The following is an 18,950-nucleotide window of genomic DNA, read 5'->3' on the forward strand; positions in this document are numbered from 1 at the left end:
CGACGTGCCCGATCGTGCCGATGTTGCAGTGCGGCTTCGTGCGTTCGAACTTTTCTTTGGCCATCGGATTTCTCCGTGCTCCTCGAGCTGGACTGATCGGCGGATCAGGCGAACTTCTTCTGGACTTCGGCGGCGACGTTCGACGGCACTTCTTCGTAGTGGTCGAACAGCATCGTGTAGCTGGCGCGGCCCTGCGAGAAGGAGCGCAGCTGGTTCACGTAGCCGAACATGTTGGCGAGCGGCACCATCGCGTTGACGATCTGCGCGTTGCCGCGGGTGTCGGTGCCGGCGATCTGGCCACGACGGGAGTTCAGGTCACCGATGACCGAGCCGAGGTATTCCTCGGGGGTCACGACCTCGACCTTCATGATCGGCTCGAGCAGCACCGCGCCGGCCTTCTCCAGGCCCTCACGGAACGCCGCACGCGACGCGATTTCGAAGGCGATGGCCGAGGAGTCGACCTCGTGGTAGGCGCCGTCGATCAGCTGGACCTTGACGTCCACGACCGGGAAGCCCGCCACCGGACCCGAGGTGAGGACCGAGTTGAGGCCCTTCTCGACGCCGGGGAAGTATTCCTTCGGCACCGAACCGCCGATGATCTTGGACTCGAACTCGAAGCCCTTGCCCGACTCGTTCGGCTCGATGTGGAACTTCACCCGGGCGAACTGGCCGGTACCACCGGTCTGCTTCTTGTGGGTGTAGTCGATGTCGGTCGAGCGGCGGATGGTTTCGCGGTAGGCGACCTGCGGGGCGCCGACGTTGACTTCCACCTTGTGGGTGCGCTTCAGGATGTCGACCTTGATGTCGAGATGAAGCTCGCCCATGCCCTTGACGATGGTCTGGCCGGACTCCGGATCGGTCGACACGCGGAAGGACGGATCCTCGGCCGCGAGCTTCGCCAGGGCGATGCCCATCTTTTCCTGGTCGCCCTTGGCCTTCGGCTCGACGGCCATCTCGATGACCGGCTCCGGGAACTCCATGCGCTCCAGGATGACGCCCTTGTTGGGGTCGCAGAGCGTGTCGCCGGTGCGGGTCTCCTTGAGGCCGACCAGCGCGACGATGTCGCCGGCATAGGCCTCGGAGATCTCTTCGCGGCTGTCGGCGTGCATGAGAACCATGCGGCCGACGCGCTCGGTCTTGCCACGGACGGAGTTGAGCAGGCTGACGCCCTTCTCGAGCTTGCCCGAGTAGATGCGGCAGAAGGTCAGGATGCCGTACTGGTCGTCCATCAGCTTGAAGGCGAGGAGAGCCAGCGGATCGGCGTCCGACGACTTGCGCTCGGTCTCTTCCTCGGTCTTGAGGTCGATACCCTTGATCGACGGGCGATCGAGCGGCGACGGCAGATAGTCGACGACGGCGTCGAGGAGCGGCTGCACGCCCTTGTTCTTGAAGGCCGAGCCACAGAGAACCGGGAAGAAGGCGCCCTCGATGACGGCCTTGCGGAGAAGGCGCTTGATGGTCGCCTCGTCGGGCATGATGCCTTCGAGGTACTGCTCCATCGCGGTCTCGTCGAGTTCGACGCAGGCCTCGATCATCTCGAGACGGGCGGCCTCGCACTTGTCGGCGAGATCGTCCGGGATCTCTTCGTCGTGGTACTTGGCGCCGAGCGCCTCGTCTTCCCACACGACGGCCTTCATGCGGACGAGGTCCACGAGGCCCTTGAAGTTGGACTCCGCACCGATCGGGATCTGGATCGGGATCGGCTTGGCGCCGAGGCGGGTCTTGATGTCCGAGATGCAGCGGTCGAAGTCGGCGCCGATCTTGTCCATCTTGTTGGCGAAGACGATGCGCGGCACCTTGTACTTGTCGCCCTGGCGCCACACGGTCTCGGTCTGCGGCTCCACACCCTGGTTGGAGTCGAGCACGCACACCGCACCGTCGAGCACGCGCAGCGAACGCTCGACTTCGATGGTGAAGTCGACGTGCCCGGGGGTGTCGATGATGTTCAGGCGCTTGCCGTTCCAGAAGGTGGTGGTGGCCGCCGAGGTGATGGTGATGCCACGCTCCTGCTCCTGCTCCATGAAGTCCATGGTGGCAGCGCCGTCGTGAACTTCACCGATCTTGTGGCTCTTACCGGAATAGTAGAGCACACGTTCGGTGGTCGTCGTCTTGCCGGCATCGATGTGGGCCATGATGCCGAAATTGCGATAGTCTTCGATGGCGTGCGTGCGGGGCATGATCGTGTCGCCTCAAACGTCGTAAGGAGCGGAACTCACCAGCGATAATGGGAGAAGGCGCGGTTCGCCTCGGCCATGCGGTGGGTGTCCTCCCGCTTCTTCACCGCGTTGCCGCGGTTGTTCGACGCGTCGAGCAGCTCGGCGGAGAGACGCTCGGTCATCGTCTTTTCGTTGCGGCCACGAGTGGCCGTGAGGAGCCAGCGGATGGCCAGCGCCTGACGACGCTCGGCACGAACTTCCACCGGCACCTGATAGGTGGCGCCACCGACGCGGCGCGAGCGGACTTCGATCTGCGGCGCCACGTTCTCGAGCGCCTGATGGAAGATCGCCAGCGGATCCTGGCGGGTCTTCTTCTCGATCAGGTCGAAGGCACCGTAGACGATCGACTCGGCGACCGACTTCTTGCCGTCTTCCATGACGTTGTTCATGAACTTGGAAACGATGACGTCACCGAACTTCGGATCCGGATTGACTTCGCGCTTCTCGGCAGCATGACGACGGGACATAGGTCTTCCTCGGTCGTTCGAAACTCAGGGATACCGGATCACTTCGGACGCTTGGCGCCGTACTTCGAGCGGCGCTGCTTGCGGTCCTTCACGCCCTGGGTGTCGAGGACACCGCGCAGGATGTGATAGCGGACGCCCGGAAGGTCCTTCACGCGGCCGCCGCGGATCATCACCACGGAGTGCTCCTGAAGGTTGTGGCCCTCGCCCGGGATGTAGCCGATCACCTCGAAGCCGTTGGTCAGACGAACCTTGGCGACCTTGCGGAGCGCCGAGTTCGGCTTCTTCGGGGTCGTGGTGTAGACGCGCGTGCACACACCACGCTTCTGCGGGCAGGATTCCATCGCGGGAGCCTTGTTCCGCTTGGTGGGAGCCTGCCGCGGAGCGCGGATGAGCTGGTTGATCGTCGGCATTCGTCTTCAGCCTTCTGATGACCCGGCCTTTCGGCCATTTCCTTTTCGCGGGCACCCCGCGCAACTCGCAGTACCCCGACACCGCCCTGGAGCGCCGTCCGGGTTCACGACCTCATTCGACCTCGCGGAACGAACGAAAAGCACCGGTCCACGAGGAGAGCCTCCCCGCCCGGCGCGAAAAGTCAGAGGACCGGGGCGAACCCGATCATGATCCTCGGCTTTCCAGATCGCGATCCCGGCAGCGTCTCGGCGCCCTGTTCCATCCGCGAGACGCGAACGAAACCCTGGCGGCCGACGGGCCTGCCGTGAAAGTGAGCGGTTTCTATCCGCGTCGCCCTCCCCCGTCAAGTGAGAAAGCGCGGGAAAATGGGCTTCCCGGTTCCGGCCGCGGCGCTTCCCGCCGGCCGAGACCCACGCTTCCTGCCGAGGAGGCCGGTCGATGGGTCGACATCGGCCGAATCGAGCTGCGTCTCGGACGGATTTTCTGCTTGGGATACGTGCGCTGCGTCCGATTCACCACCATGGCGTTGTGTTGCCGGCTTCATAATGGCGTCACACCGTCATGAATGCTGATATTTTGAATTGCTTTAAACTTTCCTTTACGTAAACCCGACGTGATACGTATGCAAGATACATCCGACGTCGGAAGGGGGAGAGCCATGGCGGGCTGGATGACGCGCATTTCGATCGCTGCGAGAATCGCGATTCTCTGTCTGGTTCCCGTCCTTGCGGCTGCGGGTATCGGGCTGGGTCTGCTGGTGAAGGAACGAGGAATCGCCATCGAGGCCGAACGGGTCGCCGATGCCGTCCGGCTCGCACCGAGCATCTCGGGGCTGGTTCACGAACTGCAACGGGAGCGCGGCACGTCGGCCGGCTTCATCGGATCGAAGGGCAAGGAGTTCCAGGCAGAGCTGCGCGAATCGCGCGGCGATACCGACAAGGCTCTGACCGCTTACCGGAAGGCCTTCGGGACGGCCGGCGGGGGAGCCATGGTCTCGGCTTTCGCGCGACCGGCGACGGCGGCGGAGAAGAACCTCGCCCGACTCGCGGCGGTCCGCGACGACATCGGCGCCGCGAAACTCTCGGCGCCCGACTCCGCGGCCTTCTACACTTCGACCATCGCCGATCTTCTGGCGTTGACCGAAGCGGTGATCGGAATCACAGACGATGGCGAGATCGTCCGGGCGCTCGTCGGCTGGAACGCCCTGCTGCAGGGCAAGGAACGCGCCGGACAGGAACGCGCGGCGGGCGCCAGCGGATTCGGGAGCGGCAGTTTCGCTCCGGCCGTCCATCGCAGCTTCGTCCGGCTCGCGGCGCAGCAGGACACGTTCTTCGGACGCTTCCGCGATCTGGCGACGCCGGACTGGATCGGCGCGTGGAACGCCGCGCTCGCCGGGCCGGTACAGAAGGAGGTCGATCGGATGCGAGCGGTCGCCTGGGAGGCGCCCTTCGGCGCCGACGTGGGCTCGGTCGCGTCGCAGGCCTGGTTCGATGCGGCCAGCCGGCGCATCGACGCGCTCAAGACGATCGAGGACCGGGTCGCCGGCGATATCGTCGCGGTCGCCGACGCTCGAGCCGCCGACGCGCGCTCGACGTTCTGGATCCTGGCCGGCTTCCTCGCCGTCCTCGCCGTCGTCACGGCGGCGATCTCCGTCTACGTCGCCCGCTCGATCTCACGGCCGGTCGGCCGCCTCTCGGAGGTGATGCGCCGGCTCGCCGACAACGACGTGTCGGTCACGGTGGAAGGTCGCGAGCGGGGCGACGAGATCGGCGGAATGGCGAGGGCCGTCGCGGTTCTCCGCGAGAACGTGGTGGAACGCATGCGCCTCGAGGGCGAAGCCGAAGCCGAACGGAAGCGCGAACGCGATCGGCAGGCGCATGTCGACCGCATCGTCACGGAATTCCGCACGACCATCACCGCGACCCTCTCGGCGCTCGGCGGCGAAACGGATGCGATGCGGACGACCGCCGGCACGCTGACCGATGTGGCGAGCACGGCATCGAACGAAGCCGCTTCGGCACGATCGGCCTCGGCCGGCGCTTCGCAGAACGTTCAGACCGTCGCCGCGGCGAGCGAGGAACTGGCCGCGTCGATCCGAGAGATCGCCGCGCAGACGCAGAAGGCCGGCGAGATCGTCGGCCGCGCCACCGAGACGGCGATCGCCACCGACACCGACGTCTCTTCGCTGTCGAACGCCGCCGAGAAGATCGGAACCGTCGTCGGGATGATCCGCGACATCGCCGGCCAGACCAACCTGCTGGCGCTCAACGCCACGATCGAGGCGGCGCGGGCGGGGGAGATGGGCAAGGGCTTCGCCGTGGTCGCCTCCGAGGTGAAGGCTCTCGCCCAACAGACCTCGGTGGCCACCACCGAGATCGCCGATCAGATCGCCGGCATCCAGGCCTCGACCCGCGGGGCGGTCGACGCCATCCGCTCGATCACCAAGGCGATCGGCGAGATCTCGGTCCTGACCACGACCATCGCATCGGCGGTCGAAGAGCAGGAAACGGCGACCCGCGAGATCGCCCAGTCGGTGCAGTGCGCCTCCGACGGTACCGGGCAGGTCGCCCGCAATGTCGCCAGCGTCGACGAGGCGATCATCGCCACCAGTTCGGAGGCGGGCCGGGTGCGCAGCGCATCGGACACGTTGACGCGCGCCGCAGCGGAGCTGTCGCATTCGGTCGAACGGTTCCTTCGCGACGTCTCCGACGGCGGCTGCGGCAAGGCCGCCGCCTGAAGTCGACCGGAAAACGAACCGGTAGGGGCGATCCGACGCCGAAAACGAAGAGCGCCGCGGTTTCCCGCGGCGCTCACTTCATTTTCCCGATCGATCCGGTCGATCATACGAGATCCGGCGGATCGCTTCACGGCGCCGGATCGAACTCGTCCAAAAACCCTTGTGTGGACCGGATTTTTGGACGGTCGGAATACGAAGTCCGGATGGATTCATCCGGACTTCGTATCACTCGGCGGCGGGCAGAGCCGGCGCTTCGATCTCGATGGCGCCGGCCTGGGCCTTGCGCTCCTCGACGATGAGCTCGTCGCGGTGCGTGGCGATCTGACGGACGCGGTTCATCACCGAACCGGTGCCGGCCGGGATCAGACGGCCGACGATGACGTTCTCCTTGAGGCCTTCCAGGGCGTCGATCTTGCCGGCGACCGCCGCTTCGGTGAGGACGCGGGTGGTCTCCTGGAACGACGCGGCCGAGATGAACGAACGGGTCTGCAGCGAGGCCTTGGTGATGCCGAGCAGCACGGGCACGCCCGAGGCCGGCTTCTTGCCTTCCGAGATCAGCTTCTCGTTCATCATGTCGAGGTCGAGGCGGTCGATCTGCTCGCCGGAGATGGTGTCGGACTCGCCCGGATCGGTGATCTCGACCTTCTGCAGCATCTGCCGGACGATGACCTCGATGTGCTTGTCGTTGATCACCACGCCCTGGAGCCGGTAGACCTCCTGGATCTCGTTGACGAGGAACGCCGCGAGAGCCTCCACGCCCTTGATCGCCAGGATGTCGTGCGGCGCCGGGTTGCCGTCGAGGATGTACTCGCCCTTCTCGATGGTGTCGCCGTCCTGGAGATGGACGTGCTTGCCCTTCGGGATCAGGTACTCGATCGGCTCCGAACCGTCCGCCGGCTCGATCAGGATGCGACGCTTGTTCTTGTAGTCGCGTCCGAAGCGAACCGTGCCGTCGGTCTCCGCGATGATCGCGTGGTCCTTGGGACGACGCGCCTCGAAGAGTTCGGCGACGCGCGGCAGACCGCCGGTGATGTCGCGGGTCTTGGCGGACTCGAGCGGGATACGGGCGACGACGTCGCCGGCGTTGACCTTCGAGTTCGGGTCGACCGAGAGGATCGCGTCCACCGGCAGGGTGTAGCGAGCCTCGCCGCCGCGGCTGAGGCGGGAGATCTTGCCGTCATGGCCCTTGATGACGATCGCCGGCTTGAGATCCGAGGTGCGGGTCGAGGTGCGCCAGTCGATGACGACGCGCTTGGTGATGCCGGTCGCCTCGTCGGTCGTCTCGGTCATGGTCTGCGCGTCGATCAGGTCCTCGTAGCCGATGACACCATCGACTTCGGTCAGGATCGGCCGGGTGTAGGGATCCCACTCGGCGATGCGCTGGCCACGCTTCACCTTGTCTCCCTCGTCGACGAACAGACGGGCGCCGTAGATCAGACGATGGGTGGCACGCTCCGAGCCGTCGGCGTCGATGACGGCGACGGTGACGTTGCGGCCCATGACGACCAGACGGCCTTCCGAGTCGCGCACGACGTTGCGGTTGCGGATAGCGATGGTGCCTTCGAAGTTGGATTCGACGAAGGAACTATCCACCACCTGCGCCGTACCACCGACGTGGAAGGTGCGCATGGTGAGCTGGGTGCCCGGCTCGCCGATCGACTGGGCGGCGATGACGCCCACCGCTTCGCCCATGTTGACCGGGGTACCACGGGCGAGGTCGCGGCCGTAGCACTGGACGCAGACGCCGATCTTGGTCTCGCAGGTCAGCACCGAACGGATCTTGACCGACTGGATGCCGGCGCCTTCGATCCGCTTGACGTGACCTTCGTCGATCAGCTCGCCCTTGGCCACCAGCACCTCGCCGGAGGCGGGGTCGGTGATGTCCTCGGCGGCGACGCGGCCGAGGACGCGGCTGCCGAGCGAGGCGACGACCTGACCGGCGTCGACGATCGCCTGAACGTGGATGCCGCCTTCCGAGCCGCAGTCCTGTTCGGTGATGATCGAATCCTGCGCCACGTCGACGAGACGACGGGTGAGGTAACCCGAGTTCGCGGTCTTGAGCGCGGTGTCGGCGAGGCCCTTACGCGCACCGTGGGTCGAGTTGAAGTACTCGAGCACGGTCAGGCCTTCCTTGAAGTTCGAGATGATCGGCGTCTCGATGATCTCGCCCGACGGCTTGGCCATCAGGCCGCGCATGGCGGCGAGCTGGCGCATCTGGGTCGGCGAGCCACGGGCGCCGGAGTGCGACATCATGTAGATCGAGTTGATCGGCTTCTGGCGGCCGGTCTCCTGGTCGATCTGGACCGCGGAGATGCGCTTCATCATCTCCTCGGCGATACGGTCGGTGCACTTCGCCCAGGCGTCGACGACCTTGTTGTACTTCTCACCCTGGGTGATCAGGCCGTCCTGGTACTGCTGCTCGAACTCCTTCGCGGCGGCCTGGGTCTCGGACACCATCTTGGGCTTGGTGTCCGGGATGACCATGTCGTCCTTGCCGAACGAGATGCCGGCCTTGAAGGCGTTGGTGAAGCCGAGCGACATGATGCGGTCGCAGAAGATCACCGTCTCCTTCTGACCGCAGGTACGGTAGACCGCGTCGATCATCGCCGAGATGTTCTTCTTCGTCATCTGCTGGTTGCAGACGTCGAAGGTGATGCCCGGGTGCTTCGGCAGCAGTTCGCCGATGAACAGACGGCCCGGGGTGGTCTCGTAGATCTTGGTGTAGGGCTTGCCCTCGGCGTCGACGCCGGTCCAGCGGCCGCGGATCTTCGAGTGCAGGGTCACGACCTTGTTCTCGAGGGCGTGCTGCATCTCACCGAGGTTGCCGAAGGCCATGCCTTCGCCCGGCTCGTTGGCGTTCATCAGCGACAGGTAGTAGAGGCCGAGAACGATGTCCTGCGACGGCACGATGATCGGCGCGCCGTTCGCCGGGTGCAGGATATTGTTGGTCGACATCATCAGCACGCGGGCTTCCAGCTGCGCTTCGAGCGACAGCGGGACGTGCACGGCCATCTGGTCGCCGTCGAAGTCGGCGTTGAACGCCGTGCAGACGAGCGGATGCAGCTGGATCGCCTTGCCCTCGATCAGCACCGGCTCGAAGGCCTGGATGCCGAGGCGGTGGAGGGTCGGGGCGCGGTTCAGCATCACCGGATGCTCGCGAATGACCTCGTCGAGGATGTCCCAGACCTCGGGACGCTCCTTCTCGACGAGCTTCTTCGCCTGCTTGACCGTCGAGGACAGGCCCTTGGCGTCGAGACGCGAGTAGATGAACGGCTTGAACAGCTCGAGCGCCATCTTCTTCGGCAGGCCGCACTGATGCAGCTTGAGTTCCGGGCCGACGACGATGACCGAACGGCCGGAATAGTCGACGCGCTTGCCGAGCAGGTTCTGGCGGAAGCGGCCCTGCTTGCCCTTGAGCATGTCGGCGAGCGACTTCAGCGGGCGCTTGTTGGCGCCGGTGATGACGCGGCCGCGACGGCCGTTGTCGAACAGCGCATCGACCGCTTCCTGAAGCATGCGCTTCTCGTTGCGGATGATGATGTCCGGGGCGCGCAGTTCGATCAGCCGCTTCAGACGGTTGTTGCGGTTGATGACGCGGCGGTAGAGGTCGTTGAGATCCGAGGTCGCGAAGCGGCCGCCGTCGAGGGGGACGAGCGGGCGCAGATCCGGCGGGATGACCGGCACGACGGTGAGGATCATCCACTCGGGACGGTTGCCCGACTCGATGAAGGACTCGACCAGCTTCAGCCGCTTGGCGAGCTTCTTCGGCTTCAGGTCACCGGTCGCCTCGGCGATCTCGACGCGCAGCTGATCGGCGAGCTTCGGCAGGTCCATGGCCGAAAGCATGTCGCGGATGGCCTCGGCGCCGATCTGGGCGGTGAAGCTGTCCTCGCCGTAGTCGTCCTGAGACTTGAGGAACTCCTCCTCGCTGAGAAGCTGATGCAGCTTCAGCGGCGTGAGGCCCGGCTCGGTGACGACGTAGTTCTCGAAGTAGAGGATGCGCTCGAGGTCCTTGAGCGTCATGTCCATCAGCATGCCGATGCGGCTCGGCAGCGACTTCAGGAACCAGATGTGGGCGACGGGAGCGGCGAGCTCGATGTGGCCCATGCGCTCGCGACGGACGCGCGACAGGGTCACTTCGACGCCGCACTTCTCGCAGATGACGCCCTTGTACTTCATGCGCTTGTACTTGCCGCACAAGCACTCGTAGTCCTTGATCGGTCCGAAGATCCGGGCGCAGAACAGGCCGTCGCGCTCCGGCTTGAAGGTCCGGTAGTTGATCGTCTCGGGCTTCTTGATCTCGCCGTAGGACCAGGAGAGGATCTTCTCGGGGGAGGCGATCGAGATCCGGATGGCGTCGAAGACCGGCGCCGTCGGGGTCTGGGGCGAGAAGATGTTCATCACGTCTTGATTCATCGGGCGGTCTCCTTCGGTGGTCGGCCCGCTCCCGTCGCCGCAACGGGGAGCACGATCACCCGAGATTTCCAGTCACTCGGCTCGGACCCCCTCGGGCGACGACGTCGCCCCACGCGGGTCCCGGCACACGTTTCACTTCGGAACGCCGCGGCCCCCTCCCCGGCTCACCGCCGGAGGGGACCGCGATTTCAGCGGCGGATCACTCCGCCGCCTGGGCCTCGCCCTCTTCGTCCGCCGGACGACCCGGCACACCCACCAACTCGACGTTGAGGCTGAGCGACCGCATTTCCTTGACGAGCACGTTGAAGCTCTCGGGAATGCCGGCCTCGAAGGTGTCGTCGCCACGGACGATCGCCTCGTAGACCTTGGTGCGGCCGGCCACGTCGTCGGACTTGACCGTGAGCATCTCCTGCAGCGTGTAGGCCGCGCCGTAGGCTTCGAGCGCCCAGACTTCCATTTCGCCGAAGCGCTGGCCGCCGAACTGCGCCTTGCCGCCCAGCGGCTGCTGGGTGACGAGCGAGTAGGGACCGATCGAACGGGCGTGGATCTTGTCGTCGACCAGGTGGTGCAGCTTCAGCATGTAGATGTAGCCGACCGTGACCTTGCGATCGAACTGATCACCGGTGCGACCGTCGAACAGGGTGACCTGACCCGAATGGGCCAGACCCGCCTTGTCGAGAGCCGCCTCGATGTCGTGCTCCTTGGCGCCGTCGAACACCGGAGTGGCGATCGGCACGCCCTTCTTGACCGTCTCGGCGAGACGGACGACGGAGGCGTCGTCGTAGTCGCCGGGCTGCTCGCCCTTGATGTTGTCGCCGTAGATGTCGACCATCTCCGACCGCAGCGGGGTGAGATCGCCCGACCTGCGATAGGCTTCGAGCATCGCGTCGATCTTCTTGCCCATGCCGGCGCAAGCCCAGCCGAGATGGGTCTCGAGGATCTGTCCGACGTTCATGCGCGAGGGCACGCCGAGCGGGTTCAGCACGATGTCGACGTTGGTGCCGTCTTCGAGATAGGGCATGTCCTCGACCGGAACGATGCGAGAGACGACACCCTTGTTGCCGTGACGGCCGGCCATCTTGTCGCCGGGCTGGATCTTGCGCTTGATGGCGACGAAGACCTTGACCATCTTCATGACGCCCGGGGGCAGCTCGTCACCGCGCTGCAGCTTCTCCACCTTGTCGATGAAGCGCTGCTCGAGGCGCTTGCGGCTCTCGTCGTACTGACCGCGCAGGGCTTCGATCTCGCCCATCAGCTTGTCGTCGGCGACGGCGAACATCCACCACTGCGACCGCGGATACTCCTCGATCAGCTCCTGGGAGAGCACCTGCTCCTTCTTGAAGCCCTTGGGGCCGGAGACGGCGGTCTTGCCGATGAGCATCTCGGTGAGGCGACCGTAGACGTTGCGGTCGAGGATCGCCTGCTCGTCGTCGCGGTCCTTGGCGAGGCGTTCGATCTCCTCGCGCTCGATCGCCATGGCGCGCTCGTCCTTCTCGACACCATGCCGATTGAACACGCGCACTTCGACGATCGTGCCCTGGACGCCCGGGGGAACGCGCAGGGACGTGTCGCGCACGTCCGAGGCCTTCTCGCCGAAGATGGCGCGCAGCAGCTTCTCTTCCGGCGTCATCGGGCTCTCGCCCTTCGGCGTGATCTTGCCGACCAGGATGTCGCCCGGACGGACTTCCGCGCCGATGTAGACGATGCCGGCTTCATCGAGGTTCTTCAGCGCCTCTTCGGAGACGTTCGGGATGTCGCGGGTGATCTCTTCCGGACCGAGCTTGGTGTCACGGGCCATCACCTCGAACTCTTCCAGATGGATCGAGGTGAAGACGTCGTCCTTGACGATGTTCTCGGAGAGAAGGATCGAGTCCTCGAAGTTGTAGCCGTTCCACGGCATGAAGGCGACGAGGACGTTGCGGCCGAGCGCCAGATCGCCGAGATCGGTCGAGGGACCGTCGGCGATGATGTCGCCCTTCTCGATGATGTCGCCGACGCGCACCAGCGGACGCTGGTTGATGCAGGTCGACTGGTTCGAGCGCTGGAACTTCATCAGACGGTAGATGTCGACGCCCGACTTGGCCGGGTCGAGATCTTCCGTGGCGCGGATGACGATACGGGTGGCGTCCACCTGATCGACGATGCCGCCGCGCTTGGCGCCGATGGCGGCGCCGGAGTCACGGGCGACGACCGATTCCATGCCGGTGCCGACGAACGGCGCCTCGGCGCGCACCAGCGGCACGGCCTGACGCTGCATGTTGGAGCCCATCAGCGCGCGGTTGGCGTCGTCGTTCTCGAGGAACGGGATGAGCGCCGCGGCGACCGAGACCAACTGCTTCGGCGACACGTCCATGTAGTCGACGCGGTCGACCGGCACCATGAGCGGCTCGCCGGCGTGACGGCAGACGATCAGCTCTTCGGTGAGGCGGCCGTCCTTGTCGATCACGGCGTTCGACTGGGCGACGTAGTGCTTGTACTCCTCGGTGGCCGACAGATAGACGACCTCCTCGGTCACCCGGCCGTCGCGCACCTTGCGGTACGGAGCCTCGATGAAGCCGTACTTGTTGACGCGGGCGAAGGTCGCCAGCGAGTTGATGAGACCGATGTTTGGGCCTTCCGGCGTCTCGATCGGGCACATGCGGCCGTAATGGGTCGGGTGCACGTCGCGCACTTCGAAGCCGGCGCGCTCGCGGGTCAGACCGCCGGGGCCGAGCGCCGAGAGACGACGCTTGTGCGTGATCTCGGAGAGCGGGTTGGTCTGGTCCATGAACTGCGAGAGCTGCGAGGAACCGAAGAACTCGCGCACCGCGGCGGCGGCCGGCTTGGCGTTGATCAGGTCCTGCGGCATGACGGTGTCGATCTCGACACTGGACATGCGCTCCTTGATGGCGCGCTCCATGCGCAAGAGGCCGACGCGATACTGATTTTCCATCAGTTCGCCGACGGAACGGACACGGCGGTTGCCGAGGTTGTCGATGTCGTCGATCTCGCCCTTGCCGTCGCGCAGGTCGAGCAGCGTGCGGATCACCGACAGGATGTCGTCCTTGCGGATGGTGCGGACGGTGTCCTCGACGTCGAGGTCGAGGCGCATGTTCATCTTGACGCGGCCGACGGCCGAGAGGTCGTAGCGCTCGGCGTCGAAGAACAGCGAATGGAACATCGCTTCCGCCGTCTCGATGGTCGGCGGCTCGCCCGGACGCATGACACGGTAGATGTCGAAGAGCGAGTCCTCGCGGGTCTCGTTCTTGTCGACCGCCAGCGTGTTGCGGATGTAGGCGCCGGTGTTGACATGGTCGATGTCGAGGACCGGGATCTCCAGATAGCCGAGATCGAGAATCTGACGGATCAGCTTCTCCGTCAGCTCCTGGCCGGCTTCGGCGTGGATGAGACCGGTCTTGCCGTCGACGATGTCCTCGGCGAGATACTGGCCGACGACCTCCTCGTCCGTCACCTTCAGAGCCTTGAGGCCCTTCTCGGCGAGGATGCGGGCCTGACGGGCGGTGAGCTTCTTGCCGGCTTCGAGCACGACCTCGCCGGTGTCGGCATCGACCAGATCGACGATCGCCTTGAAGCCGCGCATGCGGGCGGCGTCGTAGGGGACGCGCCACGCCGAGCCGGAGCGCTCGTAGGCGAGCTTGTTGTAGAACGTGCCGAGGATCTCCTCGCCGTCCATACCGAGGGCGAAGAGCAGCGACGACACCGGGATCTTACGGCGGCGATCGATACGCGCGTAGACGATGTCCTTGGCGTCGAACTCGATGTCGAGCCAGGAACCGCGGTACGGGATGATGCGCGCGGCGAACAGGAGCTTGCCCGACGAGTGGGTCTTGCCCTTGTCGTGATCGAAGAAGACGCCCGGCGAGCGGTGCATCTGCGAGACGATGACGCGCTCGGTGCCGTTGACGATGAAGGTGCCGTTGTCGGTCATGAGCGGCATGTCGCCCATGAAGACGTCCTGCTCCTTGATGTCCTTGACGGACTTGGCGCCGGTATCCTCGTCGACGTCGAAGACGATGAGGCGCAGCGTCACCTTGAGCGGCGCGGCGAAGGTCATGCCGCGCTGGCGGCATTCGTCGACGTCGTACTTCGGCGGCTCGAATTCGTAGCGCACGAACTCGAGCAGGGCCTTGCCCTGGAAGTCGGAGATCGGGAACACCGACTTGAACACGGCCTGCAAGCCTTCGTCCGGACGGCCGCCACGCGGCTCGTCCACCTGCAGGAACTGGTCGTAGGACGCCTTCTGGACTTCGATCAGGTTGGGCATCTCCGCCACTTCCCGGATCGAACCGAAGAACTTGCGGACTCGTCTACGACCGTTGAACGTCTGGGCCATTGTCGTCCTCGCTCGGGTAACCGACGGCAATCCGAAGAACCCGCCTCGGGTCGAGACCGTTGCCGGCCTCGGCGGATGCTCGGGAGCACCGTCGTCTCCCACTTCCATTGGGCTTCCACCGCATCGACCCGGAGTAGCAGGGACCCGCCGCCCCTCGCGCTCCAGTAGACACGATTCTCGTCAATTCGGCGCGCAACCCTCAGAGCGCCGAAAATCCCGGGCCACGAAAAGGCGACCCGGGATGATCTTCGTGACGCGGGCGATGAGCCCGCGCCGGATCACTTGAGCTCGACCTTGGCGCCGGCGCCTTCGAGCTGCTTCTTGACCTTCTCGGCCTCGTCCTTGCCGATGCCTTCCTTGACGGCCTTCGGAGCGGCTTCGACCAGGTCCTTGGCTTCCTTGAGGCCGAGGCCGGTGATCGCGCGCACTTCCTTGATCACGTTGATCTTGTTGGCGCCCGCGTCGGCGAGGATGACGTTGAACTCGGTCTGCTCTTCGACCGGAGCGGCAGCGGCGGCCGGGCCGGCAGCGGCGGCGACGGCCACCGGAGCGGCGGCGGAGACGCCCCACTTCTCTTCGAGCATCTTCACGAGCTCGGCGGCTTCCAGGATGGTCAGGGCGGACAGGTCGTCCACGATCTTGGCGATATCGGCCATTTGTCTACTACCTTCTGAGTTCTGTTCGATCGGATCTTCGAATGACGCGAAGACGGCTCACGCCGCCTGGTCCTTGTCGGCGCGCGCCTGGATGACGCGAGCGAGCGCACCGGCGGGAGCGGCCAGCACCGAGGCCAGCTTGGAAGCCGGCTGGTTGATGACGCCCGCGATCTTGGCGCGCAGTTCGTCGAGCGACGGCAGATCGGCCAGAGCCTTGACGCCGGCGGCGTCGAGGGACTGCTTGCCGAGGCCGCCACCAAGGATCACGAACTTGTCGTTGGCCTTGGCGAATTCGGCAGCGACCTTGGGGGCGGCGACCGGATCCTTCGCAGAAAGGATGACGGTCGGGCCCTTGAACAGGTCGGCCATGTGCTCGAGTTCGGTGCCGACGAGAGCCAGCTTGGCGAGACGGTTCTTCGCGACCTTGACGGTGCCACCAGCGGCACGAACCTTCCCGCGCAGAGCGGTCATGTTCGCCACGGTGAGCCCCGCGTACTTCGCGACCACAACGGAGCCAGTCGTCTTGAACTGGACGTTGAGGGACGCGACGAGTTCGCGCTTTTCGGCTCTATCCACGATAGCCTCACACCTCATGACCTCGTGAGCGAGCTCGACGAGGCCGGTTGCAGGGGGTGCGTTCGGGTGATCCTCCCGCACCTCTCTCTTCCTGTCCCCTCCGCCTCGGATCTCTCCGGTCAGAGGTGCAACGGTCCGAACCGATCGCGTGGGGGTTTCCCACGGAACTCGTTCCATCCCGTCTCGTGCAGGCCCCTCGGATCGCACCCGAGTTCGTACGAATTAAGCGGTGGGGCGAACCCCGCCACGCCTGCAGTCTCGGACAGGCACTCCCTCCCCGCGCCCTCACGGGCCTGGATCGGGAGCCCCCTTCCGGTGCGGAGGACATCCGCCCCGGAAGTCTCCACCGGACGTCGGCGAACCGTCGTCCGGTCGAAATCTTCGCGTCACCGGTCGGCGACGCGACGGTCGCCTCGGTGAGCGACACTCGTTCGCCGTCGCTCAGTGAGCGACACTCGTTCGCCGTCGCTCAGTGAGCGACGTGGACCGACGCCGGGTCGATCTTGACGCCGGGGCCCATGGTCGAGGACACGGCCACGCGCTGGACGTAGGTGCCCTTGGCGCCGGTCGGCTTGGCCTTGTGCACCGCATCGGCGAAGGCGCGGATGTTCTCGATCAGCGCTTCGGTGGTGAACGAGGCCTTGCCGACGCCGGCATGGACGATGCCCGCCTTCTCGGCGCGGAACTCGACGGCGCCGCCCTTGGCATCGGTGACCGCCTTGGTCACGTCCATGGTGACGGTGCCGACCTTCGGGTTCGGCATCAGGCCGCGCGGACCGAGCACCTTGCCGAGACGGCCGACGAGCGGCATCAGGTCCGGGGTGGCGATGCAGCGATCGAAGTCGATCGTGCCGCCCTGGATGGTGGCGAGCAGATCCTCGGCGCCGACGATGTCGGCACCCGCGGCCTTGGCCTCGTCGGCCTTGGCGCCACGGGCGAAGACGGCGACGCGCACGGTCTTGCCGGTGCCGTTCGGCAGGTTGCAGACGCCGCGGACCATCTGGTCGGCGTGACGCGGATCGACGCCGAGGTTCATGGCGAGCTCGACGGTCTCGTCGAACTTGGCGGAAGCGCGATCCTTGATCATCTTCACGGCTTCTTCGAGGCCGTAGAGCTTGACGGGATCGATGCCCTCACGGGACTTGGCGACGCGCTTGGCGATCTTCGGCATCGTCTCACTCCACCACACGAAGGCCCATGGACCGCGCGGTGCCCTCGATCATCTTCGCGGCGGCGTCGATGTCGTTGGCATTGAGGTCCTTCATCTTCTTCTCGGCGATCTCCTTCACCTGGGCCTGGGTGACCTGGCCCACGAAGGAGCGGCCCGGGGTCTTCGACCCGGAACCCGGCTTCTTCTTGGTGTCGAGCTTGGCCGCCTGCTTCAGGAAGAACGACGCCGGCGGGGTCTTGAACTCGAAGGAGAACGACTTGTCGGTGAAGTACGTGATCACCACCGGGGTCGGCTGACCTTTCGGCATTTCCGCGGTCTTCGAATTGAAGTCCTTGCAGAACTGCATGATGTTCAGACCACGCTGACCGAGCGCGGGACCGATCGGCGGCGACGGGTTGGCAGAACCCGCCGGCACCTGGAGCTTGATGTAGCCCTGTACCTTCTTCGCCATTGTCTGGCTCCCAAATGGACCGCTCGGGGCTCGCCCGCACGGTGTCCTCGGAGGTGGCGGTCGGGCCGCCCGAGCTCGGCGAAAGAGCTCGGGAAAACCTCCCGCCCACCCGCTTCCCTCACCTTTCGGTAGGACTCACGGGCGTACGATGCCGGATCATGGGACCCACGATCCCCGCTCCGGCGGCCGGACGACACGAGATCGTACGGCCGATAGAGGCCGACCCCACCGCTCTCACGGTGCGGGCGACCTCCCGAATTCGTTCGTCTCAGATCTTCTCGACCTGACCGTATTCCAGATCCACCGGCGTCGCGCGACCGAAGATCGACACCGCTACCTTGAGGCGCGAGCGCTCTTCGTCGACTTCCTCGACGACGCCGTTGAACGAGGCGAAAGGACCGTCCGAGACGCGGACGTTCTCGCCGATCTCGAAGGAGATCGAGGGCTTGGGACGCTCGACGCCTTCCTGCACCTGCTGCAGGATGCGGAGCGCTTCGCTCTCGGGGATCGGCATCGGCTTGTTGTCGGAGCCGAGGAAGCCGGTCACCTTCGGGGTGTTCTTGATCAGGTGGAAGACCTGATCGGTGAGTTCGGCCTTCACCAGCACGTAGCCGGGGAAGAACTTGCGCTCGGTGTCCACCTTGCGACCGCGGCGAACCTCGACGACCTTCTCGGTCGGCACCAGGATCTGCTCGAACTGGTCGGCGAGACCGTTCTGGGCAGCCCGTTCACGGATCGACTCGGCGACCTTGTTCTCGAAATTCGAGTAGGCGTGGACGATGTACCAGCGCTTGGCCATGAACTTCTCCGCCGGACGTCGTCAGTGACCGATGCCGAGGATGAGGGAAACGCCCCACCCCATCAGCCAATCGGCCAGAAGAAAGAAGATGGCGGCGATGAAGGCCATCGCGACCACCATGAGGGTCGTGACACCGGTCTCGTTGCGGGTCGGCCAAGTGACCTTGGCGACCTCGTCGCGGACCTGCTGCACGAAGGTGAAAGGATTGCTCTTGGCCATCCGCCGCTCACGACAGGCAGGCGCGGAAGGGTGGCCCCTTCGCGCGCCTCGCTGGGACGATCTAACTAATGCGTCGACGAGGATACGGCAAGAGTAATTCGACTGGCAGGGGCAGAGGGACTCGAACCCCCGACCCTCGGTTTTGGAGACCGATGCTCTACCAACTGAGCTATACCCCTAGAGGCACAGTCGAATTTCGGCTCTCGCCGGTATCCGCCGCGGCCGGGGATTATCCACAGGCGCGGCGAAACTCGCTTTCAGCTCGGAGCCCCATCCCGAGGTGGGGCCACTGACCACTCGCCGGAGCGGGTGGCGAAGACGTCGTCGACCCCGATTCGGGCCGACGACATCCGATATCATCAGGCGATGATCTCGGCGACGACGCCGGCGCCGCCTCCGTCCGCGGTCGGCCGCGGACGGCTCGGCGCCGAAATCATCGTCAGGCGATGATCTTGGCGACGACGCCGGCGCCGACGGTGCGGCCGCCTTCACGGATGG

The 18,950-nt window shown here is 65.4% G+C and carries 12 protein-coding genes and 1 tRNA gene; 1 reads left to right on the forward strand and 12 read right to left on the reverse strand.

Going from position 1 to position 18,950, the window contains the following annotated elements; genetic code table 11:
• Positions 1-104: 104 nt before the first annotated feature.
• The 3 genes from fusA to rpsL are packed head-to-tail and all read right to left on the reverse strand — an operon-like array spanning position 105 to position 3,093.
• Positions 105-2,177: an elongation factor G gene (gene fusA, locus V7Q42_RS19455; protein ID WP_333825896.1), complete on the reverse strand. Its 2,073-nt coding sequence runs from the start codon at positions 2,175-2,177 to the stop codon at positions 105-107.
• A 35-nt stretch (positions 2,178-2,212) separates the two neighbouring features.
• On the reverse strand, positions 2,213-2,683 hold the full coding sequence (gene rpsG / locus V7Q42_RS19460) for a 30S ribosomal protein S7 (RefSeq protein ID WP_333825897.1): 471 nt from the start codon (positions 2,681-2,683) through the stop codon (positions 2,213-2,215).
• Between the two features lie 38 nt (positions 2,684-2,721).
• Positions 2,722-3,093: a 30S ribosomal protein S12 gene (rpsL, locus tag V7Q42_RS19465; protein WP_333825898.1), complete on the reverse strand. Its 372-nt coding sequence runs from the start codon at positions 3,091-3,093 to the stop codon at positions 2,722-2,724.
• A gap of 758 nt (positions 3,094-3,851) precedes the next feature.
• On the opposite strand from rpsL, the gene V7Q42_RS19470 reads away from it, so the two are divergent.
• Positions 3,852-5,831, forward strand: a complete 1,980-nt coding sequence (locus tag V7Q42_RS19470) for a methyl-accepting chemotaxis protein (protein ID WP_333825899.1) — start codon at positions 3,852-3,854, stop codon at positions 5,829-5,831.
• Positions 5,832-6,056: 225 nt separating this feature from the next.
• On the opposite strand, the gene rpoC is transcribed toward V7Q42_RS19470, so the two are convergent.
• From rpoC to V7Q42_RS19515, 9 genes are all read right to left on the reverse strand, one after another.
• Positions 6,057-10,247 (reverse strand): DNA-directed RNA polymerase subunit beta', encoded by a 4,191-nt coding sequence (rpoC, locus tag V7Q42_RS19475; protein ID WP_333825900.1) that lies wholly within the window; start codon positions 10,245-10,247, stop codon positions 6,057-6,059.
• A 199-nt stretch (positions 10,248-10,446) separates the two neighbouring features.
• Positions 10,447-14,580 carry a DNA-directed RNA polymerase subunit beta gene (gene rpoB / locus V7Q42_RS19480; RefSeq protein WP_333825901.1) on the reverse strand — a complete coding sequence of 1,378 codons (4,134 nt, stop codon included), beginning with the start codon at positions 14,578-14,580 and terminating at the stop codon, positions 10,447-10,449.
• Positions 14,581-14,858: 278 nt separating this feature from the next.
• Positions 14,859-15,236 carry a 50S ribosomal protein L7/L12 gene (rplL, locus tag V7Q42_RS19485; RefSeq protein ID WP_333825902.1) on the reverse strand — a complete coding sequence of 126 codons (378 nt, stop codon included), beginning with the start codon at positions 15,234-15,236 and terminating at the stop codon, positions 14,859-14,861.
• Between the two features lie 57 nt (positions 15,237-15,293).
• Entirely contained in the window at positions 15,294-15,812 is a 519-nt protein-coding gene (rplJ, locus tag V7Q42_RS19490; protein ID WP_333825903.1) for a 50S ribosomal protein L10, read from the reverse strand.
• A gap of 469 nt (positions 15,813-16,281) precedes the next feature.
• Positions 16,282-16,983, reverse strand: coding sequence for a 50S ribosomal protein L1 (gene rplA / locus V7Q42_RS19495; protein ID WP_333825904.1), 702 nt, complete (start codon positions 16,981-16,983; stop codon positions 16,282-16,284).
• 4 nt (positions 16,984-16,987) lie between these two features.
• Entirely contained in the window at positions 16,988-17,434 is a 447-nt protein-coding gene (gene rplK / locus V7Q42_RS19500) for a 50S ribosomal protein L11 (RefSeq protein ID WP_333825905.1), read from the reverse strand.
• Between the two features lie 268 nt (positions 17,435-17,702).
• Positions 17,703-18,233 carry a transcription termination/antitermination protein NusG gene (nusG, locus tag V7Q42_RS19505; RefSeq protein ID WP_333825907.1) on the reverse strand — a complete coding sequence of 177 codons (531 nt, stop codon included), beginning with the start codon at positions 18,231-18,233 and terminating at the stop codon, positions 17,703-17,705.
• Positions 18,234-18,254: 21 nt separating this feature from the next.
• The gene (secE, locus tag V7Q42_RS19510) at positions 18,255-18,452 is read right to left on the reverse strand and encodes a preprotein translocase subunit SecE (RefSeq protein ID WP_333825909.1); all 198 of its coding nucleotides are present in this window, start codon (positions 18,450-18,452) and stop codon (positions 18,255-18,257) included.
• Positions 18,453-18,555: 103 nt separating this feature from the next.
• Positions 18,556-18,631: transfer RNA gene (locus V7Q42_RS19515), tRNA-Trp, on the reverse strand.
• Positions 18,632-18,950 lie beyond the last annotated feature (319 nt).

It is taken from the genome of Pinisolibacter sp., assembly GCF_036782435.1.
Taxonomy (GTDB): Bacteria; Pseudomonadota; Alphaproteobacteria; order Rhizobiales; family Ancalomicrobiaceae; genus CALBKH01.